20 protein-coding genes and 1 riboswitch are annotated in these 20904 nt (G+C 68.2%); of the genes, 7 read left to right on the forward strand and 13 right to left on the reverse strand.

All coding sequences use genetic code 11. The features are described 5' to 3' along the window. Positions 1-4 precede the first annotated feature (4 nt). From QUV35_RS06910 to QUV35_RS06950, 9 genes are all read right to left on the reverse strand, one after another. On the reverse strand, positions 5-799 hold the full coding sequence (locus QUV35_RS06910) for an N-acyl homoserine lactonase family protein (RefSeq protein ID WP_300871871.1): 795 nt from the start codon (positions 797-799) through the stop codon (positions 5-7). Positions 800-810: 11 nt separating this feature from the next. After that, the gene (locus QUV35_RS06915; protein WP_300871873.1) at positions 811-1524 is read right to left on the reverse strand and encodes an isochorismatase family cysteine hydrolase; all 714 of its coding nucleotides are present in this window, start codon (positions 1522-1524) and stop codon (positions 811-813) included. Positions 1525-1526: 2 nt separating this feature from the next. Continuing rightward, entirely contained in the window at positions 1527-2318 is a 792-nt protein-coding gene (locus QUV35_RS06920; RefSeq protein ID WP_300871875.1) for a creatininase, read from the reverse strand. Further along, the gene (locus tag QUV35_RS06925; protein WP_300871877.1) at positions 2319-3218 is read right to left on the reverse strand and encodes a DMT family transporter; all 900 of its coding nucleotides are present in this window, start codon (positions 3216-3218) and stop codon (positions 2319-2321) included. It lies immediately after the preceding gene. Positions 3219-3227: 9 nt separating this feature from the next. Further along, positions 3228-3989, reverse strand: a complete 762-nt coding sequence (locus QUV35_RS06930; protein WP_300871880.1) for a 3-oxoacyl-ACP reductase family protein — start codon at positions 3987-3989, stop codon at positions 3228-3230. Then, the gene (locus QUV35_RS06935; protein WP_300871882.1) at positions 3986-4819 is read right to left on the reverse strand and encodes an SDR family oxidoreductase; all 834 of its coding nucleotides are present in this window, start codon (positions 4817-4819) and stop codon (positions 3986-3988) included. The genes QUV35_RS06930 and QUV35_RS06935 overlap by 4 nt, the downstream gene beginning before the upstream one ends. 1 nt (position 4820) lies before the next feature. Next, positions 4821-5831, reverse strand: coding sequence for a fatty acid desaturase (locus tag QUV35_RS06940; protein WP_300871884.1), 1011 nt, complete (start codon positions 5829-5831; stop codon positions 4821-4823). Between the two features lie 76 nt (positions 5832-5907). Then, the gene (locus QUV35_RS06945; protein ID WP_300871886.1) at positions 5908-6924 is read right to left on the reverse strand and encodes an ABC transporter substrate-binding protein; all 1017 of its coding nucleotides are present in this window, start codon (positions 6922-6924) and stop codon (positions 5908-5910) included. A 53-nt stretch (positions 6925-6977) separates the two neighbouring features. Continuing rightward, positions 6978-7078, reverse strand: a riboswitch (guanidine-I (ykkC/yxkD leader). Between the two features lie 138 nt (positions 7079-7216). Continuing rightward, complete coding sequence (locus QUV35_RS06950; RefSeq protein WP_300871888.1) at positions 7217-7771, reverse strand: MarR family transcriptional regulator; 555 nt, start codon at positions 7769-7771, stop codon at positions 7217-7219. A gap of 89 nt (positions 7772-7860) precedes the next feature. On the opposite strand from QUV35_RS06950, the gene QUV35_RS06955 reads away from it, so the two are divergent. The 5 genes from QUV35_RS06955 (at position 7861) to QUV35_RS06975 (ending at position 13204) form a co-directional block, all read left to right on the forward strand. Beyond that, positions 7861-8868, forward strand: a complete 1008-nt coding sequence (locus QUV35_RS06955) for a tripartite tricarboxylate transporter substrate binding protein (protein ID WP_300871890.1) — start codon at positions 7861-7863, stop codon at positions 8866-8868. A gap of 2 nt (positions 8869-8870) precedes the next feature. Continuing rightward, entirely contained in the window at positions 8871-10115 is a 1245-nt protein-coding gene (locus QUV35_RS06960) for a flavin-dependent oxidoreductase (protein WP_300871893.1), read from the forward strand. Positions 10116-10296: 181 nt separating this feature from the next. Beyond that, on the forward strand, positions 10297-11025 hold the full coding sequence (locus QUV35_RS06965; protein WP_300871895.1) for an endonuclease/exonuclease/phosphatase family protein: 729 nt from the start codon (positions 10297-10299) through the stop codon (positions 11023-11025). Then, positions 11022-12230 carry a cardiolipin synthase ClsB gene (gene clsB, locus QUV35_RS06970; RefSeq protein ID WP_300871897.1) on the forward strand — a complete coding sequence of 403 codons (1209 nt, stop codon included), beginning with the start codon at positions 11022-11024 and terminating at the stop codon, positions 12228-12230. The genes QUV35_RS06965 and clsB overlap by 4 nt, the downstream gene beginning before the upstream one ends. Further along, complete coding sequence (locus QUV35_RS06975; protein WP_300871899.1) at positions 12227-13204, forward strand: lysylphosphatidylglycerol synthase domain-containing protein; 978 nt, start codon at positions 12227-12229, stop codon at positions 13202-13204. Before clsB ends, QUV35_RS06975 begins: the two co-directional genes overlap by 4 nt. Before the next feature lie 19 nt (positions 13205-13223). On the opposite strand, the gene QUV35_RS06980 is transcribed toward QUV35_RS06975, so the two are convergent. Together QUV35_RS06980 and QUV35_RS06985 are read right to left on the reverse strand one after the other, a co-directional pair. Continuing rightward, the gene (locus QUV35_RS06980; protein WP_300871901.1) at positions 13224-14132 is read right to left on the reverse strand and encodes an NAD(P)-dependent oxidoreductase; all 909 of its coding nucleotides are present in this window, start codon (positions 14130-14132) and stop codon (positions 13224-13226) included. A 57-nt stretch (positions 14133-14189) separates the two neighbouring features. Beyond that, positions 14190-14948, reverse strand: coding sequence for a GntR family transcriptional regulator (locus tag QUV35_RS06985; protein ID WP_300871904.1), 759 nt, complete (start codon positions 14946-14948; stop codon positions 14190-14192). A gap of 94 nt (positions 14949-15042) precedes the next feature. On the opposite strand from QUV35_RS06985, the gene QUV35_RS06990 reads away from it, so the two are divergent. Further along, positions 15043-15927, forward strand: coding sequence for an alpha/beta hydrolase (locus QUV35_RS06990; RefSeq protein WP_300871908.1), 885 nt, complete (start codon positions 15043-15045; stop codon positions 15925-15927). 310 nt (positions 15928-16237) lie between these two features. Here the strand turns inward: QUV35_RS06990 and QUV35_RS06995 are convergent, their stop codons facing one another. After that, positions 16238-17215, reverse strand: coding sequence for a GMP reductase (locus QUV35_RS06995; protein ID WP_300871911.1), 978 nt, complete (start codon positions 17213-17215; stop codon positions 16238-16240). 225 nt (positions 17216-17440) lie between these two features. Between QUV35_RS06995 and QUV35_RS07000 the strand changes: the two genes are divergently transcribed. Further along, positions 17441-19855, forward strand: a complete 2415-nt coding sequence (locus QUV35_RS07000; RefSeq protein WP_300871914.1) for a UvrD-helicase domain-containing protein — start codon at positions 17441-17443, stop codon at positions 19853-19855. A gap of 42 nt (positions 19856-19897) precedes the next feature. Here the strand turns inward: QUV35_RS07000 and QUV35_RS07005 are convergent, their stop codons facing one another. Then, positions 19898-20830 carry a cation diffusion facilitator family transporter gene (locus QUV35_RS07005; RefSeq protein ID WP_300871916.1) on the reverse strand — a complete coding sequence of 311 codons (933 nt, stop codon included), beginning with the start codon at positions 20828-20830 and terminating at the stop codon, positions 19898-19900. Positions 20831-20904 lie beyond the last annotated feature (74 nt).

Below are 20904 nucleotides of genomic sequence, written 5' to 3' on the forward strand. Positions count from 1 at the left end.
GCGTTCAGATGAAGTTGGGCAGGCTGCGGTAGAAGGCCATGTCGTGGTTCGGCCAGAGGCGTGCGCCGGTCTCGCGGGCCAGTGCCTTGAGCTTGCGGATGCTCTCGACGGCCTGTTGTTCGCGGCCCTGCCACAGCGTGCCGGGGGCCACCTCGTCGTCGATGTTCTCCTGCAGGTCGGCCGCGTCGCCGGCCAGCAGCACCGGCGCGCCCGTGGGCAGCTCGACCAGCATCGACATGTGGCCGGCGGTGTGGCCAGGGGTGGCCACGGCCTGCACGCCGGGCAGCACGCTGTACTCGCCCTGCTTCAGGCAGAACTGGAACGCCCGTCCTTCGTCGTCCAGCAGTTCGTCTTCGAACACCGCGCCGTCCAGGCCGCTGCAGGCGGCGTCCCACTCGTCGCGCTGCAGCTGGATCTCGGCGCCGCAGCCGCAGCGCTTCAACTCCTTCAAGCCCCCGGCGTGGTCGAAGTGCAGGTGGCCGATGAAGATCAGGTCGACGTCTTTCACGCTGAGCCCCAGGCGCGCGAGGTGGTTGGGAATTCGCTGCTCCTCGTGCATGTCGGGCGCACCCATCTCGAAGCTGGCGGGGTTGTAGTGGCGCTCACGCAGCTCGGGCGTGTGGATCTTGGCGTGGTCGCAGCCCACGTCGTAGAGCAGGCGGCCGTTTTTCGTCTCGATCAGGTAGGCCAGGATCGGCGCCTCGATGGTCTGTCCGTGGCCCCGGTTGAAGGTGGAGATGGTTTTGTCGTAGCGGTGGGTGGCGGTGAGCAGCGGCCAGATGCGAAGTGCCTGGGTCATGGTGGACTCCTTCAGGCGCCGGTGAAGGCGCTGACCCAGGTGCTGACCCTGGCGTCGTGGCGATCGGGCGGCTGCGCGGGCAAGCCCTGCAGCGCAGCCACCGCTTCGTCGGTGCTGCACACCCGTCCGAAAATGCCGCCTTCCACGCCGATCATGGCCAGCGCAGCCGCCTGCAGCGCGGGGTTGCTGGCGGCGGTGGCGTCGGCCACCGTGGTGCAGGCGTAGCCGCGGTCCACCGCTTCGCGCAGCGTGGAATGCACACACACCTCGGTGGTCACGCCGCAGACGATGAGCTGGCCAATGCCGCGTGCTGTCAGCAGCTGTGCCAGCCGCGTCTGGTGAAAGGCGCCGTAGCCGGGTTTGTCGATCACCTCTTCGCCACCGACGGGGCGCACGGCGTCCACGAAGTCGTGTCCCTGTTCACCGCGCACCAGCAGGCGACCCAGCGGGCCTGTGCTGCCGATCGGCGCGCCGGCCTGGATGCTGCGCGCCAGCTTGGTGGGTGGGCAGTCGCTCAGGTCGCTCAGGTGGCCCTCGCGCGTGTGCACCACCAGCAGCCCGGCGGCGCGCGCCGCGCGCAGCAGCCGCACGGCATTGGCCACCACCGCCTGCATGGGGCCGATGTCGATGCCGGCCTGGTGGGCATAGCCACCGGCGCTGCAGAAATCGCGCTGCAGGTCGATCAACAGCAAGGCGGTGCGGCCGGGGTCGGGCAAGGTGTCCATGGTCAGACGCCGGCAGGTCGCGTGAAGCCGGTGGTGATGGCCTCGGCCATGCGCCGCGCGACTTCGTGGCTCAGCAGCCGGCCCTTGTCGGCGTCGGAACCTTTGGCCGACGACAACACACCCGAGGCCGGCACCCAGTCGGTGCGCGGCGGGTACATGTCGTAGGGTGGAAAGTCGGCCGGACCGTCGTCGGGCAGCAGGTCCATGCGCACAAGATGCGGGTGGTGGTGCAGCATCATCGAGGTCTCCAGCACCGCGGCGTGCTCCAGCGCGAAACCGGGGAAACCGTCGGGAAACACATCGCCCAGGGTCTCGGGCGTCATGAAGTCCCAGTACTCCAGGCGCATCACCTGCAGTGCACTGGCCGGGTCGGCGGCCCGGGCATCGCGCAGGCCGAGGTCGATGCCTTCGATCAGGAACCACTGGTTCTCGTAGTGGCCGTTGACGATCACCAGTTTCGTCAAGCCATGGCGCGCGAATTCACGCACCGCGTCGCGCACCTGGCCCACCAGCGTGGCGGCGTCCACGCTGGTGGTGCCGCAGAAGTGTTGCCCGCCGCCGCACTTGGGCTGCGACTTGTAGCCATACGACAGCGTGGGCGCGACCAGCCCGCCCACGAGCGCTGCGGTGTCGGCGGCCACGGCGCTGGCCAGCAGCCCGTCGGTGCCCAGTGGCAGGTGCGGGCCGTGCTGCTCGAGTGCACCCACCGGCAGCAGCACCGGCGGCTGGTCGCGCTGCACACGCGACTGGTAGTCCACCCACGACAGTTCGTTCATCCACACGGTGGTGTTCATTCAGGCTCCTTGGGGTTTGGGATCAGGCGAGGTGTCGAGCGCTTCGGCAAAGGCGGCCATGGCGATCAGCGCACCACCCGCCCACTCCATGCCGGTCATGGATTCGTCGCCGAACCACAGCGCGCTCATCACCGCCACCACCAGCTCGGCCAGCAAAATCACGCCGGCCCTGCTGCTTTCGATGTGGGTGACGCCGAACTGCCAGGTGGCGGTGGCCAGCAGCAGCCAGACAAAACCGTAGGCCAGCACGGCCAGCCAGACGCCCAGGCCCATGCCGGCGGGCACGGCGTGGCCCAGCGTGCTGGTGGCCAACAGCGAGATCACACCGCAGCCGGCGAACACCGCGAAGGTCTTGCTGACCATGGGCACTTGCTGCGCGGCGCGCGCGATCACGTTGTTGGCCGCGAAACAGAAGCCTGCCGACAGCGCGAGGAAGTCGACGAAGGTGAAGGCGAGATCGGGCCCGCCCGGCCCGCCCAGAAACAGCCAGAGCCCCAGCAGCGCCACCACCACCGCGGCCCAGCGCAGCGGCGGGATCCGCTCCTTCAGGAACAGCCAGCCACCCAGCACCGACCACACCGGCGAGAGGTAGAACAGGAACATCACCCGCACCACGTCGCCCAGCATGAGCGCGTTGACGAACGAGGTGTTGGCCCAGCCGCCAACCACGGCCAGTGCCAGCAGCAAGCCCCACTGGGGGCGCCAGGCGGCGCGCTGGCGCCAGATGAAGATGCAGCTGAACAGGCCCACCACGCCATACGACAGCAGCGACACCATGGGCCCGCTCAGTCCCTGTGCGATGAACCACTTCAGCGGCATCCACGACAGACCCCACAGCGAAGCGGAGAACAGCAGAACGCCGGTGGCGAAGCGGTTGGACGGGTGGGTGAAGACGGACATGCGGGCCGATCAGGGCATGACGGAGCCGCCGTTGGGACCGAGCACCTGACCGCAATAGAAGCGCGAGAGGTCGCTGGCCAGAAACAGCGCGGTGGCAGCAATCTCTTCCGGCTCGGCCACGCGGTGCTGCGGAATCGCCAGTTCCTTCTCCATCCACTCGGGGCTCATGTTCTGCAGCGACACCATGGCGGTGTTCACCGGGCCGGGCGCGATCGCGTTGACCCGGATGCCGTGCGGCGCGAATTCGCGCGCCAGTGAACGCGTGAGGCCGATCACGCCGGCCTTGGCGGCGCAGTAGGGCGCGAAGTTCTCGCGGCCGAGGATGCCGAGATCGGAGGCGAGGTTCACCACCACGCCGCTGCGCTGCGCCACCATGCCGGGCAGCACGGCGCGCGCCATGAGAAAGACCGATTTGAGGTCGGTGCCCAGCAAACGGTCCCAGTCGGCCTCGGTGGTCTCCAGGAATGGCTTCTCCTGGATGATGCCGGCGTTGTTGACCAGGATGTGGATGTCGCCCACGGTGTGCAGCGCCTCCGCCACCAGGCGCTGCACGGCTGTGCCGTCGCTCACGTCGGCGTTGATGGCCACCGCCTGGCCCCCGCCGTTCCTGATGGCCTGCACCAGCGTCGCGGCTTCCTGCGGCTGGTTCAGGTGGTTGACCACCACCGAGGCGCCCGCCTGGGCCAGCGTCAGCGCGATCGCGCGTCCGATACCGGTGGCAGCGCCCGTGACCAGAGCGGTGCGACCCGCCAGCGAGATGGCAACGCTCATGCCATCACCTCACCGTGGCTGGCCACCAGGCACTGGCCGGTGAGCGGGCGGGCACCTTCGCTGGCCAGGAACAGGAAGACGCCGGCCAGGTCGTCGGGCGTGAGCATCTCGGCCACGGCCTGTCGCGCCAGGATCTCGCGTTCAACCTCGGCCTCGCTGCGGCCTTGCTCCTGCGCCATGGCGGTGAGCGAACGCAGCGCGGCGTCGGTGCGCACCCAGCCCGGGCAGACCGCGTTGACACGGATGCCGCGCGGGCCGAGTTCCAGTGCGAGCGAGCGTGTGAGGCCCACCACGGCGTGTTTGCTCGCGGCATAGGCCGAGAACCCCGCCACGCCGATGCGACCCCAGATCGAGCTCTGGTTGATCACGCTGGCGCCACGCGGCAGCAGCGGCAACAAGGCCTGCGTGAGCCGCACCATGGAGGTGACGTTGTTGTCGAGCAGGCCGGCCCAGCGCTCCATGGCGTCGGGCGCGGTGTCGTCCAGCGGTGTGGGGTACTCGGTGCCGGCGTTGTTCACCAGCACGTCGAGTGCGCCCCAGCGTTCCCGTACCTGCTCGACAACCGCCGCCACCTGTCGGGCGTCGGCGAGGTCACACAGGATCGAGTGGGCTTCGACAGGCTCGGCCCGAACGGAGGTGGGCTCGGCCCGAATGGAGGGGGTCTGGTCTCGTCGGATCCAGTCCAGGGTGCTGGTTGCATCGACCCGGTCGAGCAGCATCAGCCGGGCTCCCTGCGCCGCAAAGGCCCGCGCCAGCGCCAGACCGATGCCGCCGGCAGCCCCCGTGATGAGCACGGTCTTGCCCTGCAGGCCGTACGACGCGGCGCCCATGTCAGACCGCGGTGAGGAAAGACACCCCCACCGCACCGAGGAAACCATCGGCCCGGCCCGGCGTGCCCGGCGGCTGCACGGCACCGTAGTTGCTCGCCAGCACGCGCTTGACGCGGTTGACATGAAAACTCTTGAGCAATTCGCCCACGGTGATGACCTGCGGGTAGCTGTCGGGGTAGAGCTCGCGGTGGAACGCCGGCAGGCGGTACCACGGCGCGGTGGGGCGCTCGTGGTGCGCGTTGTGGAAGCCGAAGTTGAGCCAGACCAGGTTGAACCACTTCGCATCGAGGCTGACCACATCGCTGTAGGTGTTGGCCTGCTCGTAGGCGCGGTCGCGCAGCTTGTCGGCCGGGATCGGCGTGTCGTCCATGATCGGGTAGGCGTCGTAGGTGTGCTGGAAGCAGTCGGCGAAACGCAGCACCGTCACGAAGATCAAAAAGGCCAGACAGTAGAGTGCCAGCGCCTTGAGCGACCACCAGCCCAGCAAGGCGAGTGCAGCGATGCGCACCAGCGCCACGCCGACGACCCGGCCACGGGCCTGCTTCTTCTTGTCGCCCATGAAGGGCATGGCGATCACGAAGCCGCGCATGACGAACTCCACCGCCGGGATGTAGGCCCATTCGAGTGCCAGCACCACGCGGCGCACGGCGGGGTGGGCACGCAGGAACGCCTGCGCGTCGAAGGTGATGACATCGGCGCGCTCCACGTGGTGACGCATGTGCTTGCGACGCATGTCGGCGAAGCTGGCGTAGCAGCTGCCGTTGATCCAGCTCATGAGCGTGCCCCAGCGTTCGTTGGCCTGCGGGGTGCGGAAGATGGCGTTGTGCGCGAACTCGTGGATGTAATAGGCCGACCAGACCAGTGTCTGTGCCACCAGCAGCACGCCCAGTGCGTTGATCAGCCAGCTGGCCTGACCCAGCAGGGCGATGCCCAGCGGCCAGCCGAGCACGGTGAAGCCCATGGCGGCGAGGTTCGGCCAGACGCCGTCCTCGTATCGAAAAACCGGTTTCATGCAAGTGCCTTCAATGGAGATCGCTGTCAGCCCAGCACCGATGCCCGCCCGGGCACCGGTGCGTCTGCCCGGAGGCTTACTTGAGGCCCTTGACCAGGCTGGCGTCGAAGGTGGACTCGATCGCCGGGATCGTGGTGATCTGGCCCTTGGCCTTGAGCAGCTCGCCGATGATCTCGCCGCTGGCGAAGTACGAGGTGGTCTCCTTGGCCTTGGTGAAGGCCTTGGGCATCTCGGCCAGCGGGATGTTGTAGACGCCGGTGAGCTGCTCCTTCACCTCGGCGGCCGTCACGCCCATGAACTTGCCGATGATCTTGTTGGCTTCGTCGGGCTTGGCTTTCATGTAGGCCAGGCCGTCGAGGTAGGCCTGCATGACGCCGGTGATCTGGGCCGGCTTGGCCTTGATGACCTTGTCGTCGAAGACCAGCACGTCGGCGATCAGGCCGGGCGCGTTCTTCGACGAGAACACCACCTTGAACTTCTTGCCGCCGCCCTGGCCGAGGATCTGCGAGAGGCTGGGCTCGTAGGTCACGCCGATGGGCAGCTGGCCCGAGGCCATCGCCGCCGGCACGGCTTCGGGCGTCATGCTCACCGGGGTGATGTCTTTCTCGGTGAGGTTGACCGTCTTGAGGGCATACGAGAGCAGGAAGTCGGATGGCGAGAGCGGGTTGTAGCCGATCTTCTTGCCCTTGAAATCGGTCACCTTGGTGATGCTGCTGTCGGCCACGATCGCATCGCCTCCGTTGGAGTAGTCGATGGGCATGACCACCTTCATGTTGCGGCCCGCCGCCACCTGGCCGACCACCTGGTCGTAGGTCAGCATGCCGCCGTCGACTGCGCCCGAGGCGATGGCCGCCGGAATCAGCGCCGGGTCGTTGAAGACCTGCAGCGAGACCTTGAGGTTGTATTTCTTGAACAGGTCCAGCGACTCGGCGACGTAGAACGGGCCGTAGCCGATCCACACCACGGTGGCGATCTTCATCTGGGCGGGTGCCTGCGCGAACGATGAGAAAGCGGCCAGCGACAGGGCCAGGCCCAGGGCCGGCTTGAAGAAGTGGTTGCGCCGGCTGGACAGGGTGGGGGCAGAGGTTTTCATCAGGGGGCTCCGTGGGTTGAAAGGGCGTGCAGGAAGAAGCGATCGGTGGATCGTTCTCCCGGGCTTTTGTCCCTCCGTGGAGCCTGCGATGAGGCCGGCACACTCTCGGACCAGACACCGCGCAAACGCGGTCGGAACCCTAGTGCACCTGAATACCGAGCAGATGATCGGGCGGACCCGCAATCGCTCTTCTTGCGCCATGTTCATCAGCAGAAAGCGTGCCAGGCTGGCGGACACCCGCTACCTGGGTTTGGTGCTGTTCCTGCACCAAAAGCAGTTGGTCGGCGGCCTGTCAGCGGCGCCTGGGTGCCTCGCCTTGCCCCGTGTTGGTGCGGCGGGCGCGGGCCTTGGGTGCGGGCTGGGCCGGCTGCGTGTCGGATGGCGCCGGCAGCAGGGGAACGAAGGGCGCACGCGCGTCGTCGGCCAGTCCCTGGGTCAGGGTTTCGAGGATCTCGATCAGCTGGTGGCGCTGCGTGAGCGTGAGCGGCGAGAGCAGCCGCTGGTACGCCTGTTCGGCCGGGCCGCGGGCCTGTTGCAGCAGCTTCTTGCCGGCCGCAGTGAGCACCACGGCCATCTGGCGGCGGCTGTGCTCGGACAGGCGCCGCTCGATCAACCCGCGCTCTTCAAGGCCCTTGCAGACCCGCATGACGGTGACCTTGTCGAAGGCCAGTGCACGTGCCAGCCGGGTCTGGTCCAGGCCCGGTTCGCTGGACAGCACCGTGAGCACCCCGTACTGTGCCGGCGTCAGCCCCACACTGGCGCAGGCGTTCTCGAACACCGCCGCCGAAATCTGGTGGGTGCGGCGCAGGAGGAAGCCAGGGCGCTGGTACAGGTCTTTGAGGGTCATGACGTGCTCGGAAACTCGGGATTCTACGAATGGCGATCACCGTCCGTCACTTTCATAATGGTCAGCATGCTAACGATAGGAGACTTTGCATGACACGCTCGACAACGCCGGGTGCGCCGTCGCACCGGCCCCTGGCCTCCCGCACGCGCCGTGGTTTGCTGGCGCTTGCCGTGCTCGCCGGCACCGGTCTGGCCCAGGCCCAGACGACGGACGCGCCCTTGCGCCTCATCGTGCCGTTCACGCCCGGCACCGGCATCGACCTGATCGCACGCACCATCGGTCCCAAACTCTCGGAGCGGCTCAAGCGCCCGGTGGTGGTGGACAACCGCGCCGGCGCCTCGGGCAACATCGGCACCGAGGCCGTGGTGCGCGCCGCGCCCGATGGCAACACCCTGCTGGTGAGCGTGAACACGCTGGTGATGAACCGCAGCCTCTACCCGGCGTCCACCTTCGACCCGCTGCGCGACCTCACGCCGGTGGGCCTGACCAGCTGGGGCCAGCTGATGCTGGTGACCCACCCCAGGACCGGCTTCAAGACCGCCGCCGACCTGGTGGAGGCCGCGCGCCGCGCGCCCGGCAAGCTCAACTACGCTTCGCCCGGCGTGGGCACGCCGCACCACTTGTCGATGGAGCTGTTCAAGAACACCAGCAAGAGCTTCATCACCCACATCCCCTACCGAGGCACCGGCCCGGCCCTCACCGACATGATCGGCGGCCAGGTGGATGCCATGTTCCTGCCGATCCACGTGGCGCTGCCGCAGGTTCGCAGCGGGCGCCTGGTGGCGCTGGCCATCGGCAGCGACAAGCGCCACGCGCTGCTGCCCGATGTGCCCACACTCACCGAGTCGCGCACCGGCGAGGTGAACGTGGACATGTGGTACGGCGTGTTCGCGCCCAAGGGGCTGGCCCCGGCCATGGTGGCCATGCTCAACCGCGAGATCAACGACATCCTGGGCAGCGAGGAGGTGAAGAAGGCCTTCTCGGCGCAGGGCATGGACCCGGGCACCGGCACGCCCGAGGCCTTCGGCCAGCTGGTGCAGAAAGACGCGCAGCGTTGGGCAGACCTCATCAAGGCGCAGAACATCAAACCGGAGTGAGCATGTCTGATCAAACCGCGATCGCGGTGGTGGGTGGCGGCATTGCCGGGTTGGCGTTTGCGCTGGCCTTGCACCAGCGGGGCATGGCCTGCGATGTGTACGAGGGCGTGGCCGACGTCAAGGAGCTGGGGGTGGGCATCACCTTGCTGCCGCACGCCATGGAGGAGCTCACGGCACTGGGCCTGCTGCCGCAGCTGGAGGCGGTGGGCATTGAAAACCGCGAGAGCGTGTTCTTCAACCGCTTCGGTCAGCGTGTGTATGCAGAGGCGCGCGGGCGCCACGCCGGTTACGCCGTGCCCGAACTGGGCATCCACCGCGGCAAGCTGCACCGCATCCTGTTCGAGGCCGCGCTGCAGCGCCTGGGACCGCAGCGGGTGCACACCGGCTTCCGCTGCCAGGCGATCGAGCAGGACGACGAGGGTGTCACGCTGTACTTTGCCGACAACGCGCAGGGGCCGGTGGCGCCGGTGCGCGCGGCGTGGGTGGTGGCCTGCGATGGTGTGAATTCGGCCATCCGCAAACATTTCTACCCGGATGACCAGGTGTGTTTCGCCGGCATCAACACCTGGCGTGGCACCACGGTGCACAAGCCCATCCTGGGCGGCAAGAGCTACATCCGGGTCGGCTCGATCGACACCGGCAAGATGGTGATCTACCCCATCGTGGACGACGTGGACGGCCAGGGCAACCAGCTCATCAACTGGGTGGCCGAGATCCGCGACAGCGAAGCGCGCATGAACGACTGGAACCGCCCGGGGCGCATCGAAGACTTCCTGCCCACCTTTGCCGACTGGCGTTTCGACTGGCTCGACGTGCCCGCGTTGATCGGCTCGGCCGGGCAGGTGTTCGAGTACCCCATGGTCGACAAGGACGCGCTGCCACGCTGGAGTTTCGAGCGCGTCACCCTGATGGGCGACGCCGCCCACCCCATGTACCCCCGCGGCTCCAACGGCTCGGCGCAGGCGCTCATCGACGCCCGCACCCTGGCCGACGCCATCGCTGCCGGACGGCAGGCCGGTGGCGACCTGCGCGAAGCCCTGCAGCGCTACCAGGCTGCGCGCCTGCCCGCCACCGCCCGCGTGGTGCAGACCAACCGCACCCTGCCGCCGGACTTCATCATCATGAAGGCCGACGAACTCAGTGGCGGGCAGCCGTTCGCCAACATCGACGACCTGATCAGCCAGGACGAACTGCGCGCGATTTCCGACAACTACAAGCAGATCGCGGGTTTTGCGCTGAAGGCCTGAGGGAGTGCCAGGCGGGTAGCGGGAGGCCTGCACCACCCTGTGCAGGCGCCAGGGAGTCGGTGGTCCAGCCCACAGACAAGACCCGGCTGTTCATGCATCATGAAACCATGTCCATGCCGTTCCCGGCGCAGCAGCGCCCGTGCAAAGTTTGAGCGCGGCCCCCCCGGCAAGGAGCCTGCGCGTGCTGACCGTCAACATCCACAAGGGTTTTGACGTTTTCAACACCCGGTTCGTGCTGCACGAACTGCGCGAGGCGGTGCGCGCCGTGCGCAGCGATGTGGTGTTCCTGCAGGAAGTGGAAGGTGCCACCGGCGCACGCGCCGCAGCGTCGGCGGGCGCGCAGTACGAGTTCCTGGCCGACGCCATCTGGCCCGACCACGCCTACGGGCGCAACGCGGTGGCCGAGGGACTGGACCATGGCAACGCGGTGCTGTCGCGCTATCCGGTGCTGCGCAGCTTCAACCACGACATCTCGGTGCCGGGCGTGGAGCCGCGGGGCCTGCTGCACTGCGAGCTGGCCCTGCCTGGCGACCAGCCCGCGCTGCACGTGATGTGCGTGCACCTGGGGCTGCGCGAAGCGCACCGCAGCCATCAGCTGGCGCGCCTGTGCGAAACCGTGCAGTCCGACGTGCCGGCCGCGGCGCCCCTGGTGGTGGCGGGTGACTTCAACGACTGGCGCTCGCGCGCCGACGCACAACTCGAGGCCAGCGGCCTGCGCGAAGTGTTTCGCCAGGCGCATGGCCAGCATGCACGCAGTTTCCCGGCCCGCTGGCCACTGCTGCGGCTGGACCGCATCTATGTGCGCGGTGTCGCCAGCGCGCTGCCGGTGCCCATGCCGCGGCGACCCTGGGCCCAGCTGTCGGACCACGCCCCGGTGGCTGCTGCGATCGAGTTGCGGGAGCCGGCGTGAATTCGCACTGGCTGCCCGGCAATCGCCTCACGCTGCTGGAGAACGGCGAGGGTTACTACCCGCGCGTGTTCGATGTGATTGCGTCGGCCGAGCGCGAGGTGCTGCTGGAGACCTTCATCCTGTTCGACGACCGGGTCGGGCAGCAGCTGCAGCAGGCCCTGATCGCAGCCGCCGCTGGCGGCGCCGAGGTGCACGTGCTGATCGATGGCTGGGGCTCGCCCGACCTGTCCGAGTCGTTCACCCGGCCGCTGCTCGACGCCGGGGTGCACCTGCGCAGCTTCGAACCGGCTCAACGCCTGCTGGGCGCGCGCATCAACCTGCTGCACCGCATGCACCACAAGCTGGTGGTGGTCGATGGCCAGCGTGCCTTTGTCGGCGGCATCAATTATTCGATCGACCATCTCATCGCTTCCGGCCCGCAGGGCAAGCAGGACTACGCGGTCGAGGTCGAAGGCCCGCTGGTGGGCCAGATCCAGGCCTTCTGCCGCGCCAACCTGCGCTCGCCGCAGCCCTCACGGGGCCAGTGGCTCCAGCGCTGGCGTGCCGCCCTGAAGCGCGGTGGCGTTCCCACCCACGACGGGGTGGGAGCGGTGGCGGCGTTCGTCACGCGGGACAACCACCTGCACCGCACCGACATCGAGCGGCACTATCGCGCCGCCGTGCGAAACGCGCGCCAGCGCGTGCTGATCGCCAACGCCTATTTCTTCCCGGGCTACCGCGTGTTGCGCGACCTGCGCCGCGCCGCGCGGCGCGGTGTGCAGGTGGACCTGGTGCTGCAAGGCCATCCGGACCAGCCCTGGGTGAAGCGCGCCACCGAGCTGCTCTACCGCCACCTGCTGCGCGCCGGCGTGAACATCTTCGAATACAACGAACGGCCGCTGCACGCCAAGGTCGCGGTCGTGGACGACAACTGGGCCACCGTGGGCTCGAGCAACCTCGACCCGACCAGCCTGAGCCTCAACCTGGAGGCCAATGTGGTGGTCCGCGACACCGTGTTCGCCACGCTGCTGCGCGAGCGCATCGACCACCTGATGGAAGAGAGCTGCGAACGCATCCGGCGGCCGGCCACGGGGCGTCTGCACTCGGCCTGGATCTCCGTGCGCAGCATGGTGGTGTTCCACCTGTTGCGCCGCTATTCGGTCTGGGCCGCACGGGTGAGCGTGCGCGAACCTCGCGTGGTACCGCTGCACGGCGACACGCCATGAGTCCGGCGCTGCGACGGGCCTGGGGCGGGTTCCGGCGCGTCGCACCCTGGGCGCTGGCCGCCATCGTGCTGACGCTGGTGGCCCGGCAGGCCCGCACCGTGGAGTGGCCCGGGGTGTGGCAGGCGCTGCAGGCGCTCTCACTCGCGCAGGTGCTCGTTGCCGTGGGGTTGGCGCTGGCGAGCCATGCGCTGGTGGCCAGCTTCGATCTGCTCGGGCGTCGGCTCACCGGTCACCCGATGTCGGCCCTGCGCACGCTGGGCACGGCGGCCATCTGTTACGCGGTCAACCTCAATGTCGGGGCGCTGGTGGGCGGCCTGGGCTTGCGCATGCGGCTGTACCTGCGCGGTGGCCTGTCGGCCTCGACCGTGGGCCGGGTGATCGTGCACAGCATGGTGACCAACTGGCTGGGTTACCTGTGGGTGGCGGGCGCGGTGCTGCTGATCGCCCCGCCCCGGTTGTCGGCGTCCTGGGCACCGGGCGCGCTGTGGTTGCGCGGCATCGGCGCGGCGATGCTGGGGCTGGCGCTGGCCTACCTGGCCCTGTGCGCCTGGTCGCGCGCACGCGAGCTGTCCTGGCGCGGACACACGTTGGGTTTGCCGGGCTCGCGCCTGGCCTGGCTGCAAGCGGCGCTCGGAGGAACGAACTGGCTGTTGATGGGCGCCATCGTCTGGAGCCTGTTCGGCGGGCGGGCCGACTACCCCACGGTGCTGGGCGCCTTGCTGCTGGCAGCGGTGGCGGGTGTGCTCACGCACGTGCCGGCCGGGCTGGGTGTGCTGGAAGCGGTGTTCGTGGCAAGCCTGGGCCACGTGTTGACCGCTCCCGTGGTGCTCGCCACGGTGCTGGCCTACCGCGCGGTGTACTACCTGATGCCGCTGGCCTGGGCCCTGCCGGCCTACGCCCTGAGCGAGGCGCGGGCCAGGTCGCCCGGGCGGCCAGCTGCCGCACCAGTGCCCGGTCCAGCCCCGAAGCGCTGACGCGCGCGCGGCCCTGCGCTCAGGCCATCCCGTTGCGGCTGGCCAGTTCGACAAACAGCGCCGAATGGTCCAGGTCGGCCAGACCATGGTCGACCGACTGGGCGTAGAGCTGTTCGAACAAGGCGGTGATCGGGGCCTCGAAACCGATTTCGGCGGCGGTGGCCAGCGCATTGCGCATGTCCTTGAGCTGCACCGCCACCGCACCCCGTTTGGTGAAGTCGCGCTCGATCATGCGCTGACCGTGCACCTGCAGGATGCGGCTGTCGGCGAACCCGCCGGTGATGGCCTGCTTGACCTTGGCCATGTCGGCTCCGCCCTTCTCGCACAGCAGCAGCGCCTCGGCCACCGCCCCTATGGTGATGCCCACGATCATCTGGTTGGCCAGCTTGGCCAGCTGGCCCGCGCCGTGGGCGCCCACGTGCACCGGGCGGCCGAGCCGCTCGAACAGCGGGCGCACCCGCTCGAACTCGGCCGGCTTGCCGCCCACCATGATGGCCAACGTGCCGGCCTCGGCGCCCACCGTGCCGCCGGAGACCGGCGCGTCGAGGTGGTGCACACCGGCAGCTGCCAGCCGGGCGGCGTGGTCGCGCGCCTGGCGCGGCTGGATGGAAGACATGTCGACCACCACGCTGCCCGGGCGCAGGCCGGCCAGCGTGCCCTGGCGGAACAACACGTCTTCCACGGTGTTGCCGTCCTCGAGCAGGGTGATGACGATGTCGGCCTGGGCCACGGCCTGGGCGGGTGTGTCGGTCACCTGCGCACCAAAGGCCAGCAGGCGTTCGGCCTTGCCGCGCGAGCGGTTCCAGGCGCTGACCGTGCAGCCGGCTTCGCACAGGCGGCGCGCCATGGGAAAACCCATCATGCCGATGCCGAGCACGGCCACCTGCAGGCTGGGGGAAGAGGGGTTGGAGGCAGACGGGGTGTTCACGGGGTTGGAAAAAAAAGGCGGTCCCCGGACTGACCGGGGACCGCTGAAGTGGTTCAACTAGCCAGGCTGTTGAAGTCCACGGAGTTGTCGGTTGCGGGCCGTGACCTTCAGGGCCACGGGCGAAGGAGTGGATGGCGCGCGCTCGGCGAACTGGGCGCCGAGGTGCGTGCTGGCCTGGCCACTGTGCGCCTGCATCAGCCGTTCGGACAACGCCACGTCGCCGTTCTGCACCGCCCGGGCAATGGCTTCGTGTTCGTCCCAAACGGGTTCGCGCAGCATCGCCGACTGCAGGGCTTCACCCATCGCTCGGCGAATGTGGTGCCAGTGCAGCAGGGCACTCTGTTCGATCAGCGGGTTCTGCGCGGCGCGGTAGAGCGCGGTGTGAAAGGCCAGGTCGGCGTCGATCATGGCCTTGATGTCGGCGCGTTTCACGGCCGCCCGCCCGGCCGCGATCAGGGCCGGGTCGATCGGCGATCGGCGGGCGGCGGCCAGGCGCACGGCCAGCGCGTCGAGCGCGCCGCGCACCTCGTACACCTGGGCGATCCACTGTGTATCGATGGGCGTGACCTGCAGACCGCGGCAACGTCCCGCCGGTCCGTTGCAGACCGGGGCGTCCTGCACGAAGCCGTCTTTCTTGAGCAGGCGCAGCGCCTGCATGACCGGCTGGCGCGAGACCGCCAGCTGTTCGGCCAGCTCCTCCTGGGTGATGCGCTGGCCCGGCAGCAGCGCGCCGGCGCTGATGGCGTCGAGCAGGGCGCAGTACACCTGCTCGACCAGGTCGGGCGCGGCTTTGAGCTGAATCAAACGGGCGGTCATGTGAAGGGCTGGGGAACTCTGTATACAGAATACACAGGTTTGCCGACGCCGTCCTGACAGACCGGCGACAACCCCCATGACACAATGCGCGACCATGGAAAAAACACCTTCGACCGACCCCGCCTGGCTCGACCGCGAATACAACAACCGGGCTCTGGTGCCCGACCACGCTGCCCATTTCGAGCGCTGGGCATCGACCTCGGCGCAGGCCCGCCAGGGCAGCCGTGCGTTGCTGGACGTGAGCTACGGCCATGGCCCCGGCGAAACCCTGGACATCTTCCCGGCGCCGCGCAAGGCGGGGGCTCCGCTGGCGCCGGTGATGGTGTTCATCCACGGCGGCTACTGGCGCAGCCTGGACAAGTCCGACCACTCCTTCATCGCGCCCGCATTCACCCGACGCGGGGCCTGCGTGGTGGTGCCCAACTACGCACTGTGCCCGGCGGTCACCATTCCCGAGATCGTCATGCAGATGGTGCAGGCCCTGGCCTGGACGCACCGCCACATCGCTGCGCACGGCGGCGACCCGCACCGCATCTCGGTGGTGGGCCATTCGGCCGGCGGGCACCTGGCCACCATGATGCTGGCCTGCGACTGGGCGCGTGTGGGCGACGACCTGCCTGCGTCGCTGGTGAAAAACGCGCTCTCGATCTCCGGCCTGTACGACCTCGAGCCGGTGCGGCGCACGCCGTTCGTGCAGTCGTCGTTGAAATTGACGCCAGCCCAGGTGAAGAAGGCCAGCCCGGCCTGGTTGCCCGCGCCCGCACTGCGCGAGGGCCGCGGCCAGCTGTTCGTGGCCGCCGGCGCGGACGAGAGCAGCGAGTTCCTGCGCCACAACCGCCTCATCCAGCAGGCCTGGGGCCCCGAGGTGGTGCCGGTGTGCGAGGCCTTGCCGGGGCTCAACCACTTCAGCATTGTGGAAGCGCTGGTGCAGCCGAAACACCGCTTGCATGGGATGGCTCGGGAGCTGCTCGCCGTTTGACGTCCGGTGGTCTCCGGCGGGTCCGGTCATCGGCGGCCACGGGGCACGGCTCCGCGGCTGTCCCCCGCCCGGGGCTGCGCCCCGGTCTCCCCTTTACGCCGCTGCGCCGTGCCCCATGGCCACCCATGACCTCGTTGGCATGGGTATCAATGGCGGGTTCACATCACTTCAGGCTTGCGGGTGCGGTGTGCGCTGCGCAGCGGCGTCAAGGAGGAGAGGCGGCGCAGCCGCCTCGGGGGACAGCCGCGGAGCAGCGCACATCGCGCCCGTGAGCCCCAAGTCCGGTTGGAGTGGAGGGTTCCGTTACCCGTCACATCAACAAATGCTCTCCCGCATTGTCCCCACCCAGAATCACGTAGTTCACCTTGCGCACGTCCATCAGCTTCGTGCCGCCCGAATAGCTGATCGAGCTCTGCACGTCCTGCTCCATTTCCACCAGCGTGTCGGCCAGCTTGCCCTTGATGGGCTCCAGGATGCGCTTGCCTTCCACGTGCTTGTACTCGCCCTTGTTGAAGTCGCTCGCCGAGCCGTAGTACTCCTTGTAGAGCACACCGTCCACCTCCACCGTCTGGCCGGGTGACTCCTCGTGGCCGGCGAAGAGCGAGCCGATCATCACCATGGACGCACCGAATCGCACACTCTTGGCGATGTCGCCATGGCTTCGGATGCCGCCGTCGGCGATGATGGGCTTGGTCGCCACGCGGGCACACCACTTGAGCGCGCTGAGCTGCCAGCCGCCGGTGCCGAAACCCGTCTTGAGCTTGGTGATGCACACCTTGCCCGGGCCCACGCCCACCTTGGTGGCGTCGGCGCCCCAGGTTTCCAGATCGATCACCGCTTCGGGCGTGGCCACGTTGCCCGCGATCACGAACGACGAAGGCAGCTTTTCCTTCAGGTAGCCGATCATGTTCTTCACGCTGTCGGCGTGGCCGTGCGCGATGTCGATGGTGATGTACTCCGGTGCCAGACCCTCGGCCACCAGCTGGTCCACGGTGGCGTAGTCAGGCGCCTTCACGCCCAGCGAGATCGACGCGTACACACCTTGGGCACGCATGTCGCGCACGAATTTCAGGTTGTCCAGGTCGAAGCGGTGCATCACGTAGAAGTAACCGTGTCTGGCCAGCCAGACGCAGATGGACTCGTCCACCACCGTCTTCATGTTGGCCGGCACCACCGGCAGACGAAACTTGCGCCCGCCGAGCTCCACGCCGGCGTCGCATTCGGAGCGGCTCTCCACGCGGCACTTGCGCGGCAGCAGCAGGACGTTGTCGTAGTCAAATATCTCCATAGGAACCAGGCTCCAGAAAACTGTTGTTGAACAGGGAGAGCGCTTGGCTTGGCCGGCTTTGTGCGCCGGGCACAAAAAACCGGGCGCAAGAATCTTGGGCCCGGTGCGCGATTCTAGGCGCCTTGGGCCTGCGGGGGGCGGCTTTGCACGGCAAGCGCAGGGTATGGACGCCATACGCATGACCGTATACGGCCAGCGCTGCGGGGTGCTTCCTACAATCGGGTGATGCTGTTTGAAGAATCCGTCGCCCCGTCCCCGCTGCTTGCGGGCCTCAACACCGAACAGGGCGCGGCCGTCATGTTGCCGGCCGAGCATGCGCTGATCCTGGCCGGGGCCGGTTCGGGCAAGACGCGGGTGCTCACCACGCGCATTGCGTGGCTGCTGCAGACCGGGCAGGTCACCCCGGGTGGTGTGCTGGCGGTGACCTTCACCAACAAGGCCGCCCGGGAAATGATGACGCGCCTGTCCGCCATGCTGCCGGTGAACGTTCGCGGCATGTGGATCGGAACCTTCCACGGCCTGTGCAACCGCTTCCTGCGCGCACACCACAAGCTCGCCGCCTTGCCCGCCACGTTCCAGATTCTCGACACGCAAGACCAGCTCTCGGCGGTCAAGCGCCTGTGCAAACAGTTCAACGTGGACGACGAGCGCTACCCGCCGAAGCAGATCCAGTACTTCATCAGCGGCTGCAAGGAAGATGGCCAGCGCCCGGGCGACGTGGTCGCGCGTGACGCGGAAACGCTCAAGAAGGTCGAGCTCTACGCGCTTTACGAAGAGCAGTGCCAGCGCGAAGGCGTGGTGGACTTCGGTGAACTCATGCTGCGTTCGTATGAAGTGCTGCGCGACAACGACCCGGTGCGCGAGCACTACCAGCGGCGCTTTCGCCACATCCTGATCGACGAGTTCCAGGACACCAACCGCCTGCAGTACGCCTGGATCAAGATGTTCAGCGCGCCGCCGGTCGAAGGTCTTCCGGGCTCGGGCAATGCGGTGTTCGCGGTCGGTGACGACGACCAGAGCATCTATGCGTTTCGCGGTGCGCGCGTGGGCAACATGGCCGACTTCGTGCGTGAGTTCAAGGTGAGCCACCAGATCAAGCTGGAACAGAACTACCGCAGCTGCAGCAACATCCTCGATTCGGCCAACGAGCTCATCAGCCACAACACCAACCGGCTGGGCAAGAACCTGCGCACCGACGCGGGCGCGGGCGAGCCGGTGCGCGTGCACGAGGCCACGAGCGACTTCGCCGAGGCGCAGTGGATGGTCGACGAGATGAAGCAGCTCGCGCGCGAAGGCGTGCCCAGGCTGGAAATGGCGGTGCTCTACCGCAGCAACGCGCAAAGCCGTGTGGTGGAGACCGCGCTCTTCAATGCCGCCATGCCCTACCGCGTGTACGGCGGCCTGCGCTTCTTCGAGCGCGCCGAGATCAAGCACGCGCTGGCCTACCTGCGCCTGCTGGAAAACGCCAACGACGACACCAGTTTCCTGCGCGTGGTGAACTTTCCGCCGCGCGGCATCGGCGCGCGCAGCATCGAGCAGTTGCAGGATGTGGCCCGCGTCTCGGGTTGTTCGCTGCACGACGCGGTGAGCGCCGTGACCGGCCGCGCCGGTGTGGCCATCGGTGCGTTTGTGGCGAAGCTGGACGTGCTGCGGGAGCGCTCCGAGGGCATGACGCTGGCCGAGATCATCGAGCTGGTGCTCGAGCACAGCGGCCTGGTGGAGCACTACCGCGCCGAGCGTGAAGGGCAGGACCGGGTGGAGAACCTGGAGGAACTGGTGAGTGCGGCCAAGAGTTTTGTCGGCATCGAAGGCTTCGGACGCGACGCGGTGGCGCGCACGGCGGACGGTTCGGCGCTGACACAGAGCCCGGCGAGCCAGGGCCTGGACGCCTCGCTGCCGGTGCTGGACGAACCGCTGGCGCCCGACGCCGACACCGGCGAAACCATGAGTCCGCTGGCGGCCTTCCTCACGCACGCCGCGCTCGAGTCGGGCGACAACCAGGCGCAGGCCGGGCAGGACGCGGTGCAGCTCATGACGGTGCACGCCGCCAAGGGGCTCGAATTCGACGTGGTCTTCATCACCGGCATGGAAGAAGGCCTGTTCCCGCACGAAAACTCGATGAGCGACCGCGACGGGCTGGAAGAAGAGCGCCGCCTGATGTACGTGGCGATCACGCGCGCGCGCCAGCGCCTCTACCTCAGCCACTCGCAGACACGCATGCTGCATGGGCAGACGCGCTACAACATGAAGAGCCGTTTCTTCGACGAACTGCCCGAGGCCTGCCTGAAGTGGCTCACCCCGCAGCAGCCCGCCTGGGGTGCGCCGGGCGGGGCGGGCGGTGGCGGGGGCCAGTGGCAGAACGGGCGGCGCAACGTCGGCGCACCCGCAGCGCTGCAACCTTCGTGGTCACCCGGCTTCAACGACAAGGGCGACCCCAGGGGCCTGGGCCAGAACGCGCCCGAACCCGACCGCGGCACCGACATCAAGGCCGGCATGGCCGTGTTTCACAACAAGTTCGGCGAGGGCAAGGTGCTGTCGATCGAAGGCGCGGGCGACGACGCCCGCGCACAGGTCAACTTCAGCCGCCACGGAACGAAGTGGCTGGCCTTGAGCGTGGCCAAACTCACGCCGATCGCCTGACCGCCCGGTGACCGCTCAGGGACCGATCCCGCCGCTGCGGGCTCAAGGGTTCCACGCATCGCCACAGGCCGAGGTCACGGGCTGGCGCGCCACCTGCAGGGTCGCGTGGGCAATGCCGAACCGCTCGCTGAGCAGATCGGCCGCCCGCTGGTGGAAGTCATCGGCGGGGTATCCGTCGGGCACGATCAGGTGGGCCGACAGGGCGGTCTTCGAGGTGCCCATGGCCCAGACATGCAGGTCGCTCACCTGCGTCACACCGGGCAGGCTCAACAGGCTGTCGCGCACCGCAGCGAGGTCGATGCCGTCGGGCACACCGTCGAACAGCATGTGCAGCGACTGGCGGAACAAGCCCATGGTGCCGATCAGGATCACGGCCGCGATCAACAGGCTGGTGACCGGGTCGAGCCAGACCCAGCCCATCCACAGCGTCAGCGCACCGGCCACCACCACGCCGGCCGACACCAGGGCGTCGGCGGCCATGTGCAGGAACGCGCCGCGGATGTTGAGGTCGGACTTGCCGCCCTGCATGAACAGCAAGGCCGTCACCGTGTTGACCACGATGCCGATGCCGGCCACGACCATGATGGTCGCCCCCTCGACGCTCGCCAGCGGATCGGGCGACGTCAGGCGGCCCACGGCTTCCCAGATCAGCGCGCCCATGGCCACCAGCAGCAGCAAGGCGTTGGCAAAGGCCGCCAGGATGGTGCCGCGCTGCCAGCCGTAGGTGTGTCGCTGGTCGGGGCGCAGCCGGCTGGCCAGCGCGGCGCCCCAGGCCAGCACCAGTCCGGCCACATCGCTCAGGTTGTGGCCGGCGTCGGCCAGCAAGGCGAGCGAGTTGATCTTCCAGCCGTAGAAGGCCTCGATGGCCACGAACACGATGTTCAGCGTGATGCCGATCGCAAACGCCCGGTTGAACCCCTCGGGAGCGTGATCGTGGTGGTGGTGGTGGTGGTCGTGGTGGTGGTCGGAACCCATGTCGGATCAGTTGGCTGTGTGCGTCTTTCCGGTTGTAACCGGTTCGCACGCCGGTCCCGCAGGGAGTGAGCATG

This window comes from Hydrogenophaga sp., from assembly GCF_030373225.1.
Lineage (GTDB): Bacteria > Pseudomonadota > Gammaproteobacteria > Burkholderiales > Burkholderiaceae_C > Hydrogenophaga.

Excerpts from the sequence above, each read along its gene's own strand:
- QUV35_RS06945 (WP_300871886.1), bottom strand. The coding sequence starts at position 6,924 with ATGAAAACCTCTGCCCCCACCCTGTCCAGCCGGCGCAACCACTTCTTC.
- QUV35_RS06935 (WP_300871882.1), bottom strand. The coding sequence starts at position 4,819 with ATGGGCGCCGCGTCGTACGGCCTGCAGGGCAAGACCGTGCTCATCACG.
- QUV35_RS07005 (WP_300871916.1), bottom strand. The coding sequence starts at position 20,830 with ATGGGTTCCGACCACCACCACGACCACCACCACCACCACCACGATCAC.
- QUV35_RS06930 (WP_300871880.1), bottom strand. The coding sequence starts at position 3,989 with ATGAGCGTTGCCATCTCGCTGGCGGGTCGCACCGCTCTGGTCACGGGC.
- QUV35_RS06925 (WP_300871877.1), bottom strand. The coding sequence starts at position 3,218 with ATGTCCGTCTTCACCCACCCGTCCAACCGCTTCGCCACCGGCGTTCTG.
- QUV35_RS06915 (WP_300871873.1), bottom strand. The coding sequence starts at position 1,524 with ATGGACACCTTGCCCGACCCCGGCCGCACCGCCTTGCTGTTGATCGAC.
- QUV35_RS06960 (WP_300871893.1), top strand. The coding sequence starts at position 8,871 with ATGTCTGATCAAACCGCGATCGCGGTGGTGGGTGGCGGCATTGCCGGG.
- QUV35_RS06950 (WP_300871888.1), bottom strand. The coding sequence starts at position 7,771 with ATGACCCTCAAAGACCTGTACCAGCGCCCTGGCTTCCTCCTGCGCCGC.
- QUV35_RS06910 (WP_300871871.1), bottom strand. The coding sequence starts at position 799 with ATGACCCAGGCACTTCGCATCTGGCCGCTGCTCACCGCCACCCACCGC.
- QUV35_RS06955 (WP_300871890.1), top strand. The coding sequence starts at position 7,861 with ATGACACGCTCGACAACGCCGGGTGCGCCGTCGCACCGGCCCCTGGCC.
- QUV35_RS06920 (WP_300871875.1), bottom strand. The coding sequence starts at position 2,318 with ATGAACACCACCGTGTGGATGAACGAACTGTCGTGGGTGGACTACCAG.
- QUV35_RS06985 (WP_300871904.1), bottom strand. The coding sequence starts at position 14,948 with ATGACCGCCCGTTTGATTCAGCTCAAAGCCGCGCCCGACCTGGTCGAG.
- QUV35_RS06975 (WP_300871899.1), top strand. The coding sequence starts at position 12,227 with ATGAGTCCGGCGCTGCGACGGGCCTGGGGCGGGTTCCGGCGCGTCGCA.
- QUV35_RS07000 (WP_300871914.1), top strand. The coding sequence starts at position 17,441 with ATGCTGTTTGAAGAATCCGTCGCCCCGTCCCCGCTGCTTGCGGGCCTC.
- QUV35_RS06990 (WP_300871908.1), top strand. The coding sequence starts at position 15,043 with ATGGAAAAAACACCTTCGACCGACCCCGCCTGGCTCGACCGCGAATAC.
- QUV35_RS06940 (WP_300871884.1), bottom strand. The coding sequence starts at position 5,831 with ATGAAACCGGTTTTTCGATACGAGGACGGCGTCTGGCCGAACCTCGCC.
- QUV35_RS06995 (WP_300871911.1), bottom strand. The coding sequence starts at position 17,215 with ATGGAGATATTTGACTACGACAACGTCCTGCTGCTGCCGCGCAAGTGC.